We start from the raw sequence: 15,350 nt of genomic DNA on the forward strand, positions 1-15,350 counted from the left end.
TCCCTTATCGGGCCCAGCCCTTGAACGCCTCGTGGAAGCCCGGGAAGGTCTTGCGCACGCACCCCGGATCGTCGAACGTGACCCCGGGCGTGCGCAGCCCCGTGACGGCGAACGACATCACGATCCGGTGGTCGCCGTGGCTGGCGATCTCCGCCGCCCGCGGCGCACCGGGCCGGATCTCGATCCAGTCCCGCCCCGTCCGCACGTCGATGCCCAGCCGCCGCAGGTTCTCCGCGCACGCGTCCAGCCGGTCGCACTCCTTGACCCGGGTGTTGTACACGTCCTCGATCCGCACCGGCCCCGACGCGAACGGCGCGATCGCGGCGAGCGTCGGCATGGTGTCGGAGATGTCCCGCATGTTGACGGTGCCGCCGGTCAGCGCGCCGCCCTTGACGGTGGTGGCGTCCGCTCCCACCTCCACCTTGGCGCCCAGCTGCTCCAGCACCTCGACGAACCTCAGATCCCCCTGCAACGCGTTCCGCCCCAGCCCCGGGACCGTCACCGCGCGTCCCGTCACAGCTGCCGCCGCGAAGAAGTACGACGCCGTGGACGCATCCGGCTCGATCGCGTACCTGGTCGCCGTGTAGCCGCCGGGCGGGACGCTGAAGATCTCGCCCTCTCGCTCGACCTCGACACCGAAGCTGCGCATCATCGCGAGCGTGATCTCGACGTACGGCGCGGACACCAGGTCGGTGACGCGTATCCGCAGCCCGTCCTCGGTGAGCGGGCCGAGCAGCAGCAGAGCGGTCAGGTACTGCGAGGACAGCCCGGCGTCCAGCGTCACCTCGCCGCCCCGCACCCCGTCCGTCCGCACACTCAACGGATGGTGGCCGTCCTGCCCGTGGCACTCCACCTCAACGCCCAACTCCCGCAACGCAGTTGTCAACGGCGCGAGCGGCCGCCGCCGCATCTGCGCCGACGCGTCGAAGTGGAACGTCCCCCGCCCCGCCGCCACCAACGCCGGCAGGAACCGCGCCGTCGTCGCCCCGTCCCGACAGAACACCCGCGCCCCATCCACCCCGGGCCCGCCCGGCCGCCCCCCGATCCGCCACTCGTTTTCTCCGCGCCCCACCGCATACCCCAGCGCGAGCAGCCCCTCCGCGAACCCCTCCGTGTCGTCCGACACCAACGGCCGCACCAACGTGGTAGTCCCCTCCGCAGCCGCCGCCAGGAACAGCGCACGCGCGGTGACCGACTTCGAACCGGGAATCTCGACGACAGCCACAGGAACTCCAACCGAACCGACAACAGGGCCGCCCCCGATCCTGCCCTGACGCGCACCGGACGAGACGGATCGTCTTACGCCTCGGACAACATCGGCACCATCCCTGCTCGGACGGCCGGGATTCCGGCGCGGAACTCCTCACTGTGCAGTGCGGTGCGCACCAGCGCCTCCGCTCCCGCAGAGCGAACGCGAGGTGGAACGGCGGGTCCGGATCTCCCGGAAGACAGCTGGGGCTGTGCACCCACCCCCGCGGCAGAACCAGCGTGTCGCCGGGCTCCAGCGCGAACTCCGCGAACGGCTCGGCGCCGTCCCAGCGCTCCTGCGTCCCGCCCTTCACCGCCGCCGTGAGCGCCGGGTCCGTCAGCCCGCGATCGATGCAGTCGCCGATCACGAGAGGGGGTGCGGGCAGGGAATGCCCGGGTGGAACCGGTTGGGGCAGACCACCACCGCCATGCTGAGCAGGCGTTCGCCGGGCAGGTAGTGAAACCACACGACGTCAGTACCGCTGGCCAAGGCCGTACTTGCGTGCTCCACCTTCGCCTGAAGCCCGCAGTCCACCGCGCCGCCATTCGCCCGGAGAGCCGGCGGATTCAACTCGTACGTGCCAGCCAGCCACTCGGCGGCTTCCTTGGATTCCGTCCACGTCTGTCGCGCCAGGTAGGACGGGCGGCGCAACAGGTAGTGACCCGTCTGCATGGGCGGGACCGTCCGCTGCTCGAACGGCAGATGGGCTTCCTGATCAGGGCCCTTCGTTGCGGAAACCATCGCGTGCCACGCCGAATCGAACGGCGAGGGCCGCCGCAGGTACTCGCTGAAGTACTGCTCCGGCCTGCCGACCCAGGGGCCGTAGCCGTGCCAGTGCCCGGAATTCATCACAGGTATCCTCCATGAAGCGGGGGTCGCCCAGTCTGACTGCGACTCGGACCGGACGTCCCTCGCGTGAATTCAGCGATACGTCAGCCCGCCAGGGCGCTGCCCTTCACCCACTTGGCGGCGAACGCGCTCAACTCGTCCCGGGTGAACCGCAGTTCACGGCCCACACCTCGTCCTTGGTGTCCCTCAGCACGAAGCCGTCCGCGACACCGGGGATGGCTGCGAGATCCACACAACTCTCGTCCTCGCTGGTCAGGTTGCCGCCGCACTGGCGCTCGAACGCCGCGCCCTCGATCGGCAGTTCGTACAGATTGATACCCGACTTCGACATAACCCCTCCCCGAAGATGGTGAACTACCAGCCGATCGAGTGACCGGCCGGATGGTGCACCCGCCCTGAACGCGGGAGTTGGCACGCGTTCGGGGCAAGAGCCGCAACTCCAGGTCATCCAGCCCATCTTCGATTGCTGCGGGCCGTCTGCCGCGCCGCCTCCGCGCGGGCCACGTCGTTCCGGGTCGCCGCGTGAACGTCACCGGGGTCCGCAGTCCACAGGTCACCACCGGCGGGCGGGGCGAGCACGAAGCGGCCCAACTCGTCGGTCGCGCGGTACTCGCCGACCCGATCGGCCCGCACATCCACCACCAGGGCTCCGACCTCGGGCGTGCGCAACACCTGCACCACGCTGCCGGAGTCGCGGCCGGCCCGAATGACGGAGAACCCCACGTCCAGCGCGAACGCAATCCCACTGACCACCGCCGGCGACGCTCCGCCGAGCTGCACCAGGGTCTCGCCGGTGAAGACCGACGAATCCTCAACTCCGAGTGACGGCAGGACGATGCCTTCGACCGCGAGCACCGCCCGCAGTTCCTCGCACGCGTCGCGCGCTTCGTCGCGTTGGGCCCGGTGAACGCGGGCCAGCGGGGAATCAGTCACGGCGGTGCCGCCCGTTTCATCTCGACGAGGTGGTGACTTTCTGTGCTTCAATCGTCGCTGCTCGACGCCGGCCTCGGGAAGCGGCGACACCACAACAACCGAACTGCTCAGAGGTGGCCGATGGTCAGCCCCAAGAAACTTGATCCCGCCAGCTCACCCGCAGCGTTCTACGGAAGCGAGCTGCGCCGCTTGAGGGAGAACGCCAACCTCTCCCAACAGGCCCTTGGGGAGCGCGTGTTCGTCTCCGGCGCCTACATCGGCCAGCTGGAGAACGCGACGCGACGGCCGCAGTTGGACCTGTCACGCCTGATCGACAAGGAGCTCGCCACCGGCGGGCACCTTGAGCGTCTTCATCCGCTGCTCCGGCCCGCGCGAGTGGCCGAGTACTTCGTGGAGGCAGCGGAGCACGAGGCCCGGGCGCGATCCATCTCGGAGTACGCGGCACTAGTGATTCCTGGGCTGATCCAGACCCGGGAGTACGCGGAAGCGATCTTCCTCGGCGCTCAACCCCTGCTGAAGGACGACGGGTTGGCGGATCGTGTGGCCGCCCGGCTGGAGCGTCAGAAGATCGTCGGTAACCCAACAGGCCCCGTGTTGTGGATGATCCTCGATGAGGCCGTACTTCACAGGGTGGTCGGTAGCAGAAACATCATGGCAAAGCAACTCCACCACATCATTCGGCTGATCATCGAGCGCCATATCATCGTCCAGGTAGTGGAGTTCGGGGCGGGCGCCCACGCCCTGCTCGAAGGGTTGATCAGCCTGATGACCTTCGACGATGCACCGCCCTTGGTGTACGTGGAAGGTCCACACGTCGGCCACCTGATCGACGAAACCGCTTTGGTCGGGAAATGCCGCCAGTCCTACGATTTGGTACGGGCCGCCGCATTGTCACCAGAGGCGTCCCTGGCTCGGATCAAGTCGGCTGTGGAGGAACACGAACATGCGAGCGACCCCCAATGAGTCCGTCTCGGCACGACGCTGGCGGAAGAGCAGCTACTCCGGCGGCAACGGCGGCACGTGCGTCGAGGTCGACGACGCCAACTTCGGCCACGTCCGGGACTCCAAGGACCCGGAAGGCGCCATGCTGAAGTTCACCCCCAAGGCGTGGGCGACCTTCGTCTCCGCAGTCGCCGACGGGGAGTTCGGCGCCGCCTGACCCGCGGATGGCAGTAGGCCCCACCGCCCCTCTTCCCGGGGTGGTGGGGCCTCGCCCATGCGCGACCCAACAGCGGCACGGCTGTCACTCAAGGATGCCTACGCCGTACGGGCGATCCCCTCACGTGTCATCGGGTTCGTCGGCAGCAGATCAAGGTCGAACCGTCCGACACAAGGGCGATGCGCTGGGCGCCCAACAGGCGTCTGGCCTCTGGAAATTCGGGCCTCATGTACGGTCAGCACATCGAAGCGGGCGCACAGTTCAAGCGGGCGCACAGTTCATCCATGAAGGCCGACCCCGCGCCAATGCAGCCTGAGTGCGAGGCAGCTGAATCCGCCACTGACCCACCCGTCCCACCGCACAGGAAGCAGGCCACCATGCAGCACCGCGTCCGCGCCGTCCTCCTCACCCCGAACAACACCACGCTGCTGATCAAACGCATCCGACCCGGCATCGACCCTTACTGGGTCATCGTCGGCGGCAAGATCGAGCCGACCGATGCCGGCCCCGAGGAGGCCCTGCTGCGCGAGGTCCGCGAGGAAATCGCGGGCGAGGCTGAGATCGTCAGCCTCCTCCACACCATCGAGACCGACGACGAGCGCCAGGACTTCTACCTCGCCACCGTCGAGAAGTGGAGCTTCGAGGACCGCACCGGCCCCGAGTTCGGCCAGGAAGGCCGGGGCGAGTACCTCCTCGAAGAGATCTCCCTGACCACCGACGCCCTCGACGCGGTCAACCTCCTTCCCCCGGACTTCGCGGCTGTCCTGCGCGGGGCCGTCGAGCGCGGGGAGATCCTCGCCGCCCGTTGACCGTCAAGGTGGCAAGGAGAACCGGCAACTGTCCGACCGGCGGCCGGCCGGGCGCCGGGCGGCGTCGGTGCCTTCCCGGACGGTGGGTACGGCATCGGCTAGTGCTGGAAGAGTACTTCCGGATTGTTCGGCGAGGGGCCGTCCAGCAGCGGACTGTGGGTCCCCTTCAGCGTCTGGTCGAAGAACGCCGTCACGTACTCGCGGGTGATCGCTGTCCCGCGTTCCGGGGAGAGGGGCGGCGTCGGGAACCCGGCCTGCTCCTGAAGCAGGTCCCCGTCGGAGAAGCTGAAGTGGTCGGCGCCGGTGACCGTCAGCCACTTCTTGTAGCCGCCGAGGGCGGCCCAGGGGTGCTCCCAATCGGTGTTGGCGGCCGTACCCAGCATGAGGAACGGCCGTGTGATCTGGCCGGGCATCGGCTCCGGGTGGAAGGTGCCGTCCATGTTCACCCCGGCCCGTACTCGCGGGTCGGCGATCATCGTGGCGGCGGCGGCCGCTCCGCCGATGGAGTGTCCGGCCATGCCGATCTCGTGTTTGTCGATGAGGTGTGCCAGGGGCCACGCGGTGTTGCCGTGCGTCAACTGGTCGATCACGTAGGACGCGTCCAGCGCACGGCCGGAGGCGACGGAGTCGAAATCGAGCCACGCCGGGTAGTCGCAGATCGCGCACGGCGATGTCTGGCCGTTCGCCAGCGTCTCGCCGCTGTCCTCGTAGGTGTGGCCGACGAGCGCGACGACGTAGCCGTGACTGGCCAGGTCGGTCGCGAGCGAGGTGAGCGTCATGCGCGGGTTCTCGAACGCGGGTGAGAGGACCACCAGCGGATACTTGCCCATCTGCGGCCGCGCGCCGTCGAAGGCGTGAGTGGTGACGCTGGAAAGGGTCTGTGGGGTGACGCCGGAGCTCGCCGGCAAATTCTTCCGCTGGACGATTCCGGCTGCCTCGCCGAGGGTCATGTAAGGAGCCGGAGTCCCGGTCCCAGGGACGGCCGGGTAGACCATCGTGACGGTCAGTTGGCGGGGGCCGGATGACGGCACCCACGGGTCGGGACGGCTCGCGTCGGTGAGGTGGATGACGTCCTCGCCGGCGGCGTAGGGGCCGGTCGGCGCGGGGAGCACGCCTTGGAAGGACCGCGTGGGCGCGGCGGCAGCCGTGGCGGCGGTCGCGTGCACGGTGGTCGCGTGCACGGTGGACGGCGGGGTCGTGGCGGCGAGTCCGGTGCCGGTCGCGGCCACTGATGCGGCGAGACCCAGGATTGCGACAGCGCTGATACGGCGCTTGCGGTTCGAAGTGGTGTTCACGGGCACGATCCTGCCCGGCCCCGCCCTGACGATCGATCATGCAGGCATCCGTCTTGAAGGTGGTACTGGCTACACCCTGAGATCCCCGGCGGCGCGGGGCTCCCGAAAGCAGAGGCGCCCGTCGACGGGACCGTGGCACCTGCCGATGACTGGCACAGGTTCGCGATCCGGCCGACGGGCGCCTCCGGGCGCTCCCGACGTGCTACGCGGTGCGGCCGATCTCCTCGCGCGTCACCGGGTGGGCGAACGGCAGGCCGTCGACGTAGCGGGCGAGTTCGTCGGCCGCGGCGGCGGCCATGCGGTGGAGTTCGCCGCCGAGGGAGCCGGCGATGTGGGGGGTGAGGAGGACGTTGGGGAGGTCGTAGAGGGGGGAGTCGGCGGGGAGGGTCTCGGGGACGGTGACGTCGAGGATGGCGTCGATGCGGCCGGTGATGAGCTCGGCGGTGAGGGCGTCCTGGTCGATCAGGGAGCCGCGGGAGGTGTTGATCAGGGTGGCGCCGGCGGGCATCAGGGCGAGGCGGCGGGCGTCCAGCAGGTGCCTGGTCTCGGGGAGTTCGGGCGCGTGCACGCTCAACACGTCGGAGCGGGTGCACAGTTCGTCCATGGAGACCAGCTCGGCGCCGAGGGCAGCGGCCTGGTCGGAGGTCACGTACGGGTCGTGCAGAAGCAGCTCGAACTCGTAGGGGGCGAGGAGTTCCAGCACTCGCCGCCCGATCCGGGAGGCGCCGACGATGCCGACGGTGCGCCGGTAGTTGCCGACGCCGGCGTATGCGGCCTGCCAGTCGTGGGGGGCCCGCCGGGAGCGGTAGTCGGCGGCGAGGCGGAGGACCGGCTTGTTGCTGAACAGGACGGCGGCGACGGTGAATTCGGCGACCGGGAGGGCGTTGGCCCAGGCGGCGGAGGTGATGCCGAGGCCGCGGTCCCAGCAGGCGTCGGTGATGTGGTGCTTGACCGAGCCGGCCGCGTGCAGGACGGCGCGGAGCTTGGGGGCGGCGGCCAGGACGGAGTCCGTGAGCGGCGGGCAGCCCCAGCTGCTGATGATGACTTCGGCGGAGGCGAGGGCGGCCGCACCCTCCGGGGAGGAGAAGTCGTCGATGACCAACTCCGGGTCGAGGTCGGCGAGTTCGACCATCCGGGCCATGGTGTCGGGGGCGATCAGCCGGGCGGCGAGGTCGCCGTGCATGGCGAGCAGGGCGCGCGGGCGGGCCCGGACGGTGGCGGCGGAGTTCGGTGCCTCGGCGGGCGCGGAGTTGGGCATGGCGGGGCTCCCCAGAAGGCGCAGTGGAAAAGGAGGTGGTTACTTGACGCTGCCGGCGGTCATTCCAGCCTTCCAGTGGCGCTGGAGCGCCACGAAGGCGATGACCAGCGGCAGGACGGCGAGCAGCGAGCCGGTGACCACCAGCGGGTAGTACTCGGGGAAGGCGTGGGTCTGGGCGTTCCAGGTGTACAGGCCGAGGCTGACCGGGAAGAGCCGGTTGTCGGAGAGCATCACCAGCGGCAGGAAGAAGTTGTTCCAGATGGCGGTGAACTGGAACAGGAAGATGGTGACGAAGCCGGGCATGACCATCTTCAGGCCGATCGACCAGAAGATCCGCAGTTCGCTCGCGCCGTCCATCCGGGCGGCCTCCAGGGTCTCGCCGGGCAGGTAGCCGGCGCAGAACACCCGGGCCAGGTACACCCCGAACGGGTTGACCAGGGAGGGCAGCAGCACCGCCCAGTAGGTGTTGACGATGTGCAGCTGGGAGGCCAGCAGGTACATCGGCAGGGCGAGCGCGGTGGTGGGCACCAGCACGCCGAGCAGCACCACGCCGAACAGCTTCTCCTTGCCGCGGAAGCTGTAGACGTGGAACGCGTAGCCGGCGCCGACGCAGATCAGCGCGCACAGCAGGGCCCCGATCCCGGCGTACAGCAGGGAGTTGAGGTACCAGCGGAAGTAGATGCCGTCGCCCTGGGTGGCCAGGTCCTGGAGGTTCTGGCCGAGGTGGAAGTTGCCCGCGCCGAGCGAGCGGCCGCCGATCAGGTCGGCGGTGTTCTTCGCGGAGGCGGTGAGCAGCCAGCCGAGCGGCAGCAGGGTGTACAGGGTGGCGAGGACCAGCGCCCCGTTGACGGCGGTCTTCGACATCGTCCAGGGGCGGCGCGGCTTCCCGGCGGCGGAACCGGTGTCGGCGGCGGGGCGGACGGGGGTGAGGGTGCTGCTCATCGGGCGGTCTCCGTCCGCTTCGAGGTCGCCTGCGATGTCCGCTTCGAGGTCGCCTGCGACGTCCGCTTCTCGTCGCGGCCGCGGGTGAAGCGGGTGACCACGAAGGACAGTGCGGCGGCGACCAGGGCGAGGATCACCGAGGACGCGGCGGCCAGGCCGTAGTCGTTGCGTTCGAACGCGGCGGAGTAGGCGTACATGTTGGGGGTCCAGGTGGAGACCACGCCGGGGGCGACGTCGTGCAGGATCACCGGTTCGGTGAACAGCTGGAGCGAGCCGATCACGGTGAACAGTCCGACCATCACCACGGACGCGCGGATCAGCGGGATCTTCACGCTGAACGCGGTGCGCAGCGGCCCGGCGCCGTCGACCACGGCGGCCTCCAGCACCTCGCGCGGGATGGCCTGCAGCGCGGCGTAGAAGATCACCATGTTGTAGCCGGTCCACTCCCAGATCGCGATGTTGACGATCGCGGGCAGCGGGTGGCCGAACACGTCGACCTGGGTGCCGGCCGAGCTGAGCGCGTCGATCACCGGGCTGATGCCGGGGGTGTACAGGTACGTCCACACCAGGGCGGCGATGATGCCGGGGACGGCGTGCGGCATGAACAGCGCGAGCTGGAAGAACCGCTTGGCGCGGGCCAGCGTGGAGTCCAGCAGGAGCGCGACGGCCAGCGACAGGCCGAGCATCAGCGGGATGTACAGCAGGCAGTACTGGGCGGTGTTCCAGAAGCCGTCGCGGAACGCGGCGTCGCCGAGCGCCCGGGTGTAGTTGCCGAGGCCGGTGAACACCTGCTTGGTGGTGCCGCCGAAGCCGAGGCCGGAGCGGCGCTCGCTGAACAGGCTGAGGTAGACCGCGTAGCCGATCGGGATCAGCGTGCACGCGGTGAACAGCACCATGAACGGGGCGAGCAGCACGGCCGGGGCGGCGAGCGGCGCCCGGCGCTTCCGGGGGCCTCGCGATCCGGCGGAACCGCCCCGGACGGACGTGCCCGGGGCGACCGCGGAACCGCCCCGGGCGGCGGCGGAGGTGCCGCCGCCCGGGACGGGAGTGCTGCCGGACATCAGCCGGCCACCTTCAGACCGCGGTTCTTCAGCTCGGCGAGGGTGGCCTGCTGGGCGGCGTCGACGGCGGACGGCACGGTGGTGCCCTGGCCGAGCTTGCCGAAGGCGTCCTTCATCGAGCTGTTGGTGGCGCCCATGGACGGGCCCCAGGCCCAGTTCGGCTTGATGGACTTCGCGGCGTCCTGGTAGATCGCGTAGATGTCCTGGCCGCCGTAGAACTCGGTCTTGAACGCGGCCTTGGCCACCGGGATCAGCTCCGGGTCGGCCGGGTAGGCGGAGGAGGAGCCGGAGGCGATGCGGGCCTGGATGCCCTCGGGGGTGGTGGTCGCCCAGGTGGCGAACTCGACCGCGGCCTTGGCCTTCTTGCTGTCCTTGGAGACCGCGAAGGTGGTGCCGCCGAGCATGCCGGAGGCGGGCTGGCCGTCCCAGCTCGGCATCGGGGCGACGGCCCACTTGCCGTTGGCGGCCGGGTCGGTGCCGAGGGTGGACTTCAGCACGCCGCCGCCCCACGCGGCGCCGAGGTACGCGGCGGTCTCGCCCTTCTGCAGCGAAGCCGTCCACTGCTGGCTGAACGAGGGCTGGACGCGGATCAGGTCATCGGTGATCATGCCCTGCCAGTAGTCGGCGACCTTCTTGGTGTCGGCGCCGGCCATGTCGACCTTCCAGCTGTCGCCGCTGGTGCCGAACCACTTGGCGCCGGCCTGCCAGACCATCGCCTCGAAGGTGCTCGGGTCGTCCGGGAAGAACGTGGCGATGCGGGTGTTGGCGTCGGCGGCCTTCAGCTTCGCCGCCGCGTCCTTGAACTCGTCCCAGGTCTTCGGGACGGCGACCCCGGCCTTCTCGAAGAGGTCCTTGCGGTAGTACAGCGCCTGCGGGGAGGCGTCCAGCGGCAGCGCCCAGGTGGAGCCGCCCAGCGTGGTCAGCTCCATCGACTGCGGCAGGTACTTGCCCTTCAGGTCGGCGGAGACCAGCTTGCTGATGTCCTGCACCGCGCCCTGGCTGACGAAGTCCGGCAGCTGCGGGTACTCGACGTTGAACACGTCGGGGGCGTTGCCGGCCTTCACCGCGTTGGAGATCTTGGCGTAGCCGCCGGCGTTGCCGGACGGGATCTCCTCGAAGGTGACCTGGATGTTCGGGTGGGAGGCGTTGAAGGCCTGCACCACGTCCTTGGTGCCCTTGGCCCAGCCCCAGAAGGTGATCGAGACCGGCTTGCCGTCGCTGCCCGCGTCGGAGGCCGACGCCGACTTGTCGCCGTCGCTGCCGCACGCGGCGAGCAGGGTCACGCCCAGGACGGTGGCGGTGGCGGCGGCGGCGAGACGGAGAGCTCTGCGGCGGTGGAGAGCGGGAGAGGGCATGGCACGGCTCCTGTGGGGGTCCTTGAAACGCCGGGTAGGTACCCGATCACCCGATTTGAGCAGGTCGGGCCGGGTTGATCGCTATCTTGGGACGGCCTCCGATCAGACGTCAAGAGAGCGGGATCAAATGATCGGGCTTGATCAATCACTCTTGGCCCGTCAAGCGCCGTTCACCTTGAGTTTTCGGCGTTTTCTCGGAGGTCACAATCGGATCAAGGAGATCATTCGATCATCGATTCTTGACGGGGTGATCGCCTCTTCCTAGGGTCGGCCGGTAGCCCCAGTGCCCAGCCGTGCCCACACAGGAACCGAGGCCGCCATGCCGCACCCGCTCCCCCTCCCGCCGGAAGACCGCGCACTCAGCCCGCACACCGGCTGGACCAGGGCCCACTGGGAAGGCGCCGCCGACCACCTGCTGGCCGCCGTCCGCCCCTACGCCGGGCCGGCCAACGCCCTGATCAACCTCCCCGGCACCCGCCCCAGCTGGTCCGGCCCCCGCTCGGACGGCCTGGAAGGCTACGCCCGCACCTTCCTGCTCGCCGCGATCCGAGTCGCCGGCGCCGGCGGCGACGACCCCACCAACCTGCTGGAGCGCTACGCCGAAGGCCTCGCCGCCGGCACCCGCACCCCCACCACCGAACGAAACCTCGGCGACGGCGACCTCACCTCCTGGGGCGCCATCACCGACCGCGGCCAGCCCATGGTGGAAGCCGCCTCCGTCGCCATCGGCCTGCGCCTCACCCGCCGCTGGCTCTGGGACCGCCTCGACCCCGCCGTCCAGGAACGCGCCGGCGCCTGGCTCGCCCAGGCCCTGCACCACCAGCCCGTCGACAACAACTGGTGGCTGTTCCCGTTCACCGTCGGCGGCTTCCTCGCCGAAACCGGCATCGACACCGACGCCGCCAACGCCGCCATCGACCGCGGCCTCGAACGCATCGACCGCTGGTACCTCGGCGACGGCTGGTACACCGACGGCCGCCCCCGCGCCATCGACCACTACAACGGCTGGGCCCTGCACCTCTACCCCGCCCTGCACGCCCACCTCGCCGCCGACCCCGCACTCACCGCCCGCTACGGGAGCCGCCTGCACGCCTACCTCGCCGACTACTCCCGGCTGTTCGACCGCAACGGCGCACCCATCCACCAGGGACGCTCACTCAGCTACCGATTCGCCGCCGCCGCCCCGCTCTGGGCCGGCGCCCTGCTCGGCACCACCCCCCTCGACCCCGGCACCACCCGCCGGCTCGCCTCCGGCGCCCTCCGCTACTTCCTCGACCGCGACGCCCTCGACGACCACGGCCTGCTCACCCTCGGCTGGCACGGCCCCTACCCACCGATCGTCCAGCCCTACTCCGGCCCCGCCTCCCCCTACTGGGCCTCCGGCGGCTTCCTCGGCCTGCTGCTCCCGCCCGACCACCCCGTCTGGACCGCCCCCGAAACCCCCTCCCCCGCCGAAACCGCCGACGCCGTCACCCCCCTGCCCGCCCCCGGCTGGCTGATCCAGTCCACCGCCGCCGACGGCCTCGTCCGCCTGCACAACCACGGCAGCGACGACCAGCCCGCCGACCAGCCCGTCGCCGACAACCCCCTCTACTCCCGCCTCGCCCACTCCACCCGCACCGGACCGGGCACCGCCGGCGACAACCACTTCGCGCTGCTGCTCGACGGCGAGCCGAGCGAACGCGGCCCCATCACCCCCCTCGGCGCGGGCCGCCTGGGCGCCTGCGGTTGGGCCGCGTCCTCGCACCGCCCCCGGCACCGCGGCACCGAACTGCCCGGCATCACCGTCACCTCACTCACCCTCGCCCACGGCGCCGACGAAGTCCGGGTGCACGTCGTACGCGGCGCGACGGCCGGCACGGCCGTCCGCGAGGGCGGCTGGGCGGTCACCGGCGCCCGTTCCCGCGTCACTGGGCGCCACGCGCAGATCACCGCCGACGACCACCTCCACACCGAACTCCTCGCCCTCCACGGCTGGACCACCGCCACCACCACCCCCACCCCCGACGGCACCGCCTTCGGCCCCACCGCCACCACCCCCCACCTGCACGGCACCATCACCACCGGCCTCTTCGCCACCGCGGCCCGCCTCACGGCCGCCGCCGGCTCCCTGCCCGCGCTCACGGCCCTCGCCTTCGCCCTCGCCGATGACGTCATCACCATCACCTGGCCGGACGGGACGACCACCAACTGCCCGCTCCCGCCTACCTCCTGACGCTTCTCCGCGCCACCCCTCCGCCGCCCGCTCTCCCTTCCCCTGATGGGTGCCGGGCGGGCGGGCGAAAACAGCGACCACCCACCCCGAGGAACCCATGCCCCTCGCCTTCTCCACTCTCGGCCTCCCCGCCCACCCCCTCCCCGCCGTCCTCGCTCTCGCCGCCGACCACGGCTACGACGGCCTCGAACTCCGCGCCGCCCCGGGCGAACCCGTCCACACCGGCCTGAGCTCCGCCGAACGTCGCGCCGCCGCCCGCCAGTTCACCGCCGCAGCCGTCACCCCACTCACCGTCGCCTCGTACGTCGGCATCGCCGAGCCCGGCCCGGACGCCCCCGTCCTCGCCGACCTGCTCGCCCACCTGCACCTCGCGGCCGACCTGGGCGCCCCGTACGTCCGCGTCTTCCCACGCGGCGGCGCCGACGCCACCGAAGGCACCCGCACCGCCGCCCACCGCCTGCTCGAACTCGCCGACACCGCAGTCGACTTGGGCGTCACCATCCTGGTCGAGACGCACGACTCCCACCGCTCCGGCGCCGCCCTCGCCGCCCTTCTCGCCGCCGCCCCGCACCCGGCCGTCGGCGCCCTCTGGGACGTCATGCACACCTGGCTCTCCGGCGAGACCCCCGCCGACTCCTACCGCCTGCTCGCCCCCCGTCTCGGCTACGTCCAGGTCAAGGACGTCGCCTCCGCCGAAGACCTCACCCCTCTCCCCCTCGGCACGGGCGTCCTCCCCCTCCCCGCCTGCCTGGCCCAACTCCCCGCCGACACCTGGATCTCCTGGGAGTACGAAGCCCCCTGGCACCCCACCGCCGCCTCCTTTGCCCCCCAACTCGCCGACGGCCAGGCCTACTTGACGTCCCACCTCACGGCCTGACGCCGAGCTCGCGCCTGGCGACGTACGCCGCTGGCCCGAACTACCCGCACCGATAGGCCCATTGACGCCGACCGTGGTCCGCGCCCGATCATTTCTTGTGCCAGTCCGGCTGGGAGGAAGGATGCGTATGTGGGGCAAGTGGATCGGTTGCACAGTGCCGGCGGCTGCGCGCGAGCAGTTCTTCACCGCGCAGGCCGCCTGGTCGGCGATCAGCGACCAGCCGGGCCTGGTCGGCCAGCTGGGCGGCTGGGACCCGGCCACCGGCCGAGCCCACCTACTGGGGCTTTGGGCCGACGCCGAAACCTACCGGTCGTTCATGCGCGAGCGACACGACGCCGTCGTCGCCGGCAACCAGCAGAGCACCACCTGCACCGAGATCGACGTCGCCACCGGCGAGACGGTCCTCGAAATGGCAGGAGACGCCGCCGACCTCCCGCACGCCCTCGAACGCGCCACTCTCCTACGGGTCGCCGACTGCCGGCTGCTGCCCGGCCGCGAGGAGCACTTCCTCGAAGTCCAACGCACCGTGTGGGCCCCGGGCATGGCCGCAGCCGGGGGCATGCTGGCCGGGACCGTCACCCGACTCGATGCGCACCGCCACCTGGTCACAACCCTCTGGTCCAACTCCGCCGCCCACCAGCACTACAGCACCCACCACCTCCCGACCCTGCGCTCCCGCGCCACCCTCGAGCACGACATCCGATCGATGACCGGCCATGTGCTGCCGCTGGAAGCGGCCTGGCGCGTCCTGCCGCAATCCCGCGCACACGACAGGTGATCTACTGGCGGACGCACACGGTGATCGTTGGAGAGTCATGGGAATCGAGCTCGAACTGCACTCGGAGAGACCGCGCAAGGGTCCGTCCCTGGCTACGTTGCTCCGCGGGTCCTACGAACACGGCGACGCGCTCGCGGATGCGCTGAGTGCGCTCGTCCGCCACGGGTCCGGCAAGTTGGGCTGGGTCGACCCGTACGGGGACACCCTGTTCAACGAGCAGGAGGCCGAAGTCGCTCGCCAGGAGGTCACCGCCCTGCTCCGCGGCTGCGCCGCCGAGCGGCAGCGGGCCGCTCTCCTCGACCTCGACGGGCTGCTGGAAGCGTGCGCGGCAACGCCGGGCAGCTACCTGTGCTTCGTGGGTGACTGAGCCCGAATCCACCGGTTGACCGTCGGTGCTGGAGCGGAGCGGAACGAAGAGATGCCTTGCGACCTGCGATGATGTGAGTTCTCTACGCTCCATCAGCACAATCGGCATGGCATCTCTGAAGTGCAATCCTCTCACGCCATGACGGCCGTCTCCGCCGTGTTCGACGAGCCGAACCTTGTCGCGGACGCGGGCCTGGCCCCGCT

Annotated in this window: 16 protein-coding genes; 7 read left to right on the forward strand and 9 right to left on the reverse strand. The window is 70.4% G+C overall.

The genetic code is table 11. The features are described from left to right. Window positions 1-4 precede the first annotated feature (4 nt). The 4 genes from aroA to ACIHEI_RS33635 all read right to left on the reverse strand — a co-directional run bounded on the left by aroA (window position 5) and on the right by ACIHEI_RS33635 (window position 3,121). Window positions 5-1,225, reverse strand: a complete 1,221-nt coding sequence (aroA, locus tag ACIHEI_RS33620) for a 3-phosphoshikimate 1-carboxyvinyltransferase (RefSeq protein WP_396609377.1) — start codon at window positions 1,223-1,225, stop codon at window positions 5-7. 387 nt (window positions 1,226-1,612) lie between these two features. Beyond that, a complete protein-coding gene (locus tag ACIHEI_RS33625) occupies window positions 1,613-2,098 on the reverse strand; it encodes a hypothetical protein (protein WP_396609378.1) in 486 nt (161 codons plus the stop codon). A 130-nt stretch (window positions 2,099-2,228) separates the two neighbouring features. Then, window positions 2,229-2,429 carry a hypothetical protein gene (locus tag ACIHEI_RS33630; RefSeq protein WP_396609379.1) on the reverse strand — a complete coding sequence of 67 codons (201 nt, stop codon included), beginning with the start codon at window positions 2,427-2,429 and terminating at the stop codon, window positions 2,229-2,231. 113 nt (window positions 2,430-2,542) lie between these two features. Next, on the reverse strand, window positions 2,543-3,121 hold the full coding sequence (locus tag ACIHEI_RS33635) for a hypothetical protein (protein WP_396609380.1): 579 nt from the start codon (window positions 3,119-3,121) through the stop codon (window positions 2,543-2,545). Window positions 3,122-3,151: 30 nt separating this feature from the next. Here ACIHEI_RS33635 and ACIHEI_RS33640 point away from each other — a divergent pair, with 30 nt between their 5' ends. The 3 genes from ACIHEI_RS33640 to ACIHEI_RS33650 all read left to right on the forward strand — a co-directional run bounded on the left by ACIHEI_RS33640 (window position 3,152) and on the right by ACIHEI_RS33650 (window position 4,999). After that, complete coding sequence (locus ACIHEI_RS33640; RefSeq protein ID WP_396609381.1) at window positions 3,152-3,994, forward strand: Scr1 family TA system antitoxin-like transcriptional regulator; 843 nt, start codon at window positions 3,152-3,154, stop codon at window positions 3,992-3,994. Next, window positions 3,975-4,190, forward strand: a complete 216-nt coding sequence (locus tag ACIHEI_RS33645) for a DUF397 domain-containing protein (protein WP_396609382.1) — start codon at window positions 3,975-3,977, stop codon at window positions 4,188-4,190. The genes ACIHEI_RS33640 and ACIHEI_RS33645 overlap by 20 nt, the downstream gene beginning before the upstream one ends. Window positions 4,191-4,567: 377 nt before the next feature. Then, the gene (locus ACIHEI_RS33650) at window positions 4,568-4,999 is read left to right on the forward strand and encodes an NUDIX domain-containing protein (protein WP_396609383.1); all 432 of its coding nucleotides are present in this window, start codon (window positions 4,568-4,570) and stop codon (window positions 4,997-4,999) included. 98 nt (window positions 5,000-5,097) lie between these two features. Here ACIHEI_RS33650 and ACIHEI_RS33655 read toward each other — a convergent pair whose 3' ends face one another. From ACIHEI_RS33655 to ACIHEI_RS33675, 5 genes are all read right to left on the reverse strand, one after another. Then, complete coding sequence (locus tag ACIHEI_RS33655) at window positions 5,098-6,294, reverse strand: alpha/beta hydrolase family protein (protein ID WP_396609384.1); 1,197 nt, start codon at window positions 6,292-6,294, stop codon at window positions 5,098-5,100. Between the two features lie 202 nt (window positions 6,295-6,496). Next, entirely contained in the window at window positions 6,497-7,552 is a 1,056-nt protein-coding gene (locus ACIHEI_RS33660; RefSeq protein WP_396609385.1) for a hydroxyacid dehydrogenase, read from the reverse strand. Window positions 7,553-7,591: 39 nt separating this feature from the next. Beyond that, the gene (locus ACIHEI_RS33665; RefSeq protein ID WP_387645975.1) at window positions 7,592-8,416 is read right to left on the reverse strand and encodes a carbohydrate ABC transporter permease; all 825 of its coding nucleotides are present in this window, start codon (window positions 8,414-8,416) and stop codon (window positions 7,592-7,594) included. A gap of 74 nt (window positions 8,417-8,490) precedes the next feature. Beyond that, on the reverse strand, window positions 8,491-9,390 hold the full coding sequence (locus tag ACIHEI_RS33670) for a carbohydrate ABC transporter permease (protein WP_396609392.1): 900 nt from the start codon (window positions 9,388-9,390) through the stop codon (window positions 8,491-8,493). A gap of 164 nt (window positions 9,391-9,554) precedes the next feature. Beyond that, window positions 9,555-10,910 carry an ABC transporter substrate-binding protein gene (locus ACIHEI_RS33675; RefSeq protein ID WP_396609386.1) on the reverse strand — a complete coding sequence of 452 codons (1,356 nt, stop codon included), beginning with the start codon at window positions 10,908-10,910 and terminating at the stop codon, window positions 9,555-9,557. Between the two features lie 319 nt (window positions 10,911-11,229). Between ACIHEI_RS33675 and ACIHEI_RS33680 the strand changes: the two genes are divergently transcribed. The 4 genes from ACIHEI_RS33680 to ACIHEI_RS33695 all read left to right on the forward strand — a co-directional run bounded on the left by ACIHEI_RS33680 (window position 11,230) and on the right by ACIHEI_RS33695 (window position 15,147). Further along, window positions 11,230-13,125: a DUF2264 domain-containing protein gene (locus tag ACIHEI_RS33680; RefSeq protein ID WP_396609387.1), complete on the forward strand. Its 1,896-nt coding sequence runs from the start codon at window positions 11,230-11,232 to the stop codon at window positions 13,123-13,125. A gap of 97 nt (window positions 13,126-13,222) precedes the next feature. Continuing rightward, a complete protein-coding gene (locus ACIHEI_RS33685; RefSeq protein WP_396609388.1) occupies window positions 13,223-14,002 on the forward strand; it encodes a sugar phosphate isomerase/epimerase family protein in 780 nt (259 codons plus the stop codon). Window positions 14,003-14,123: 121 nt separating this feature from the next. Beyond that, window positions 14,124-14,780 (forward strand): DUF4937 domain-containing protein, encoded by a 657-nt coding sequence (locus ACIHEI_RS33690; RefSeq protein ID WP_396609389.1) that lies wholly within the window; start codon window positions 14,124-14,126, stop codon window positions 14,778-14,780. A gap of 37 nt (window positions 14,781-14,817) precedes the next feature. After that, entirely contained in the window at window positions 14,818-15,147 is a 330-nt protein-coding gene (locus ACIHEI_RS33695; protein ID WP_396609390.1) for a hypothetical protein, read from the forward strand. Window positions 15,148-15,350: the final 203 nt, after the last annotated feature.

Source organism: Kitasatospora sp. NPDC051984 (assembly GCF_044593455.1).
Lineage (GTDB): Bacteria > Actinomycetota > Actinomycetes > Streptomycetales > Streptomycetaceae > Kitasatospora.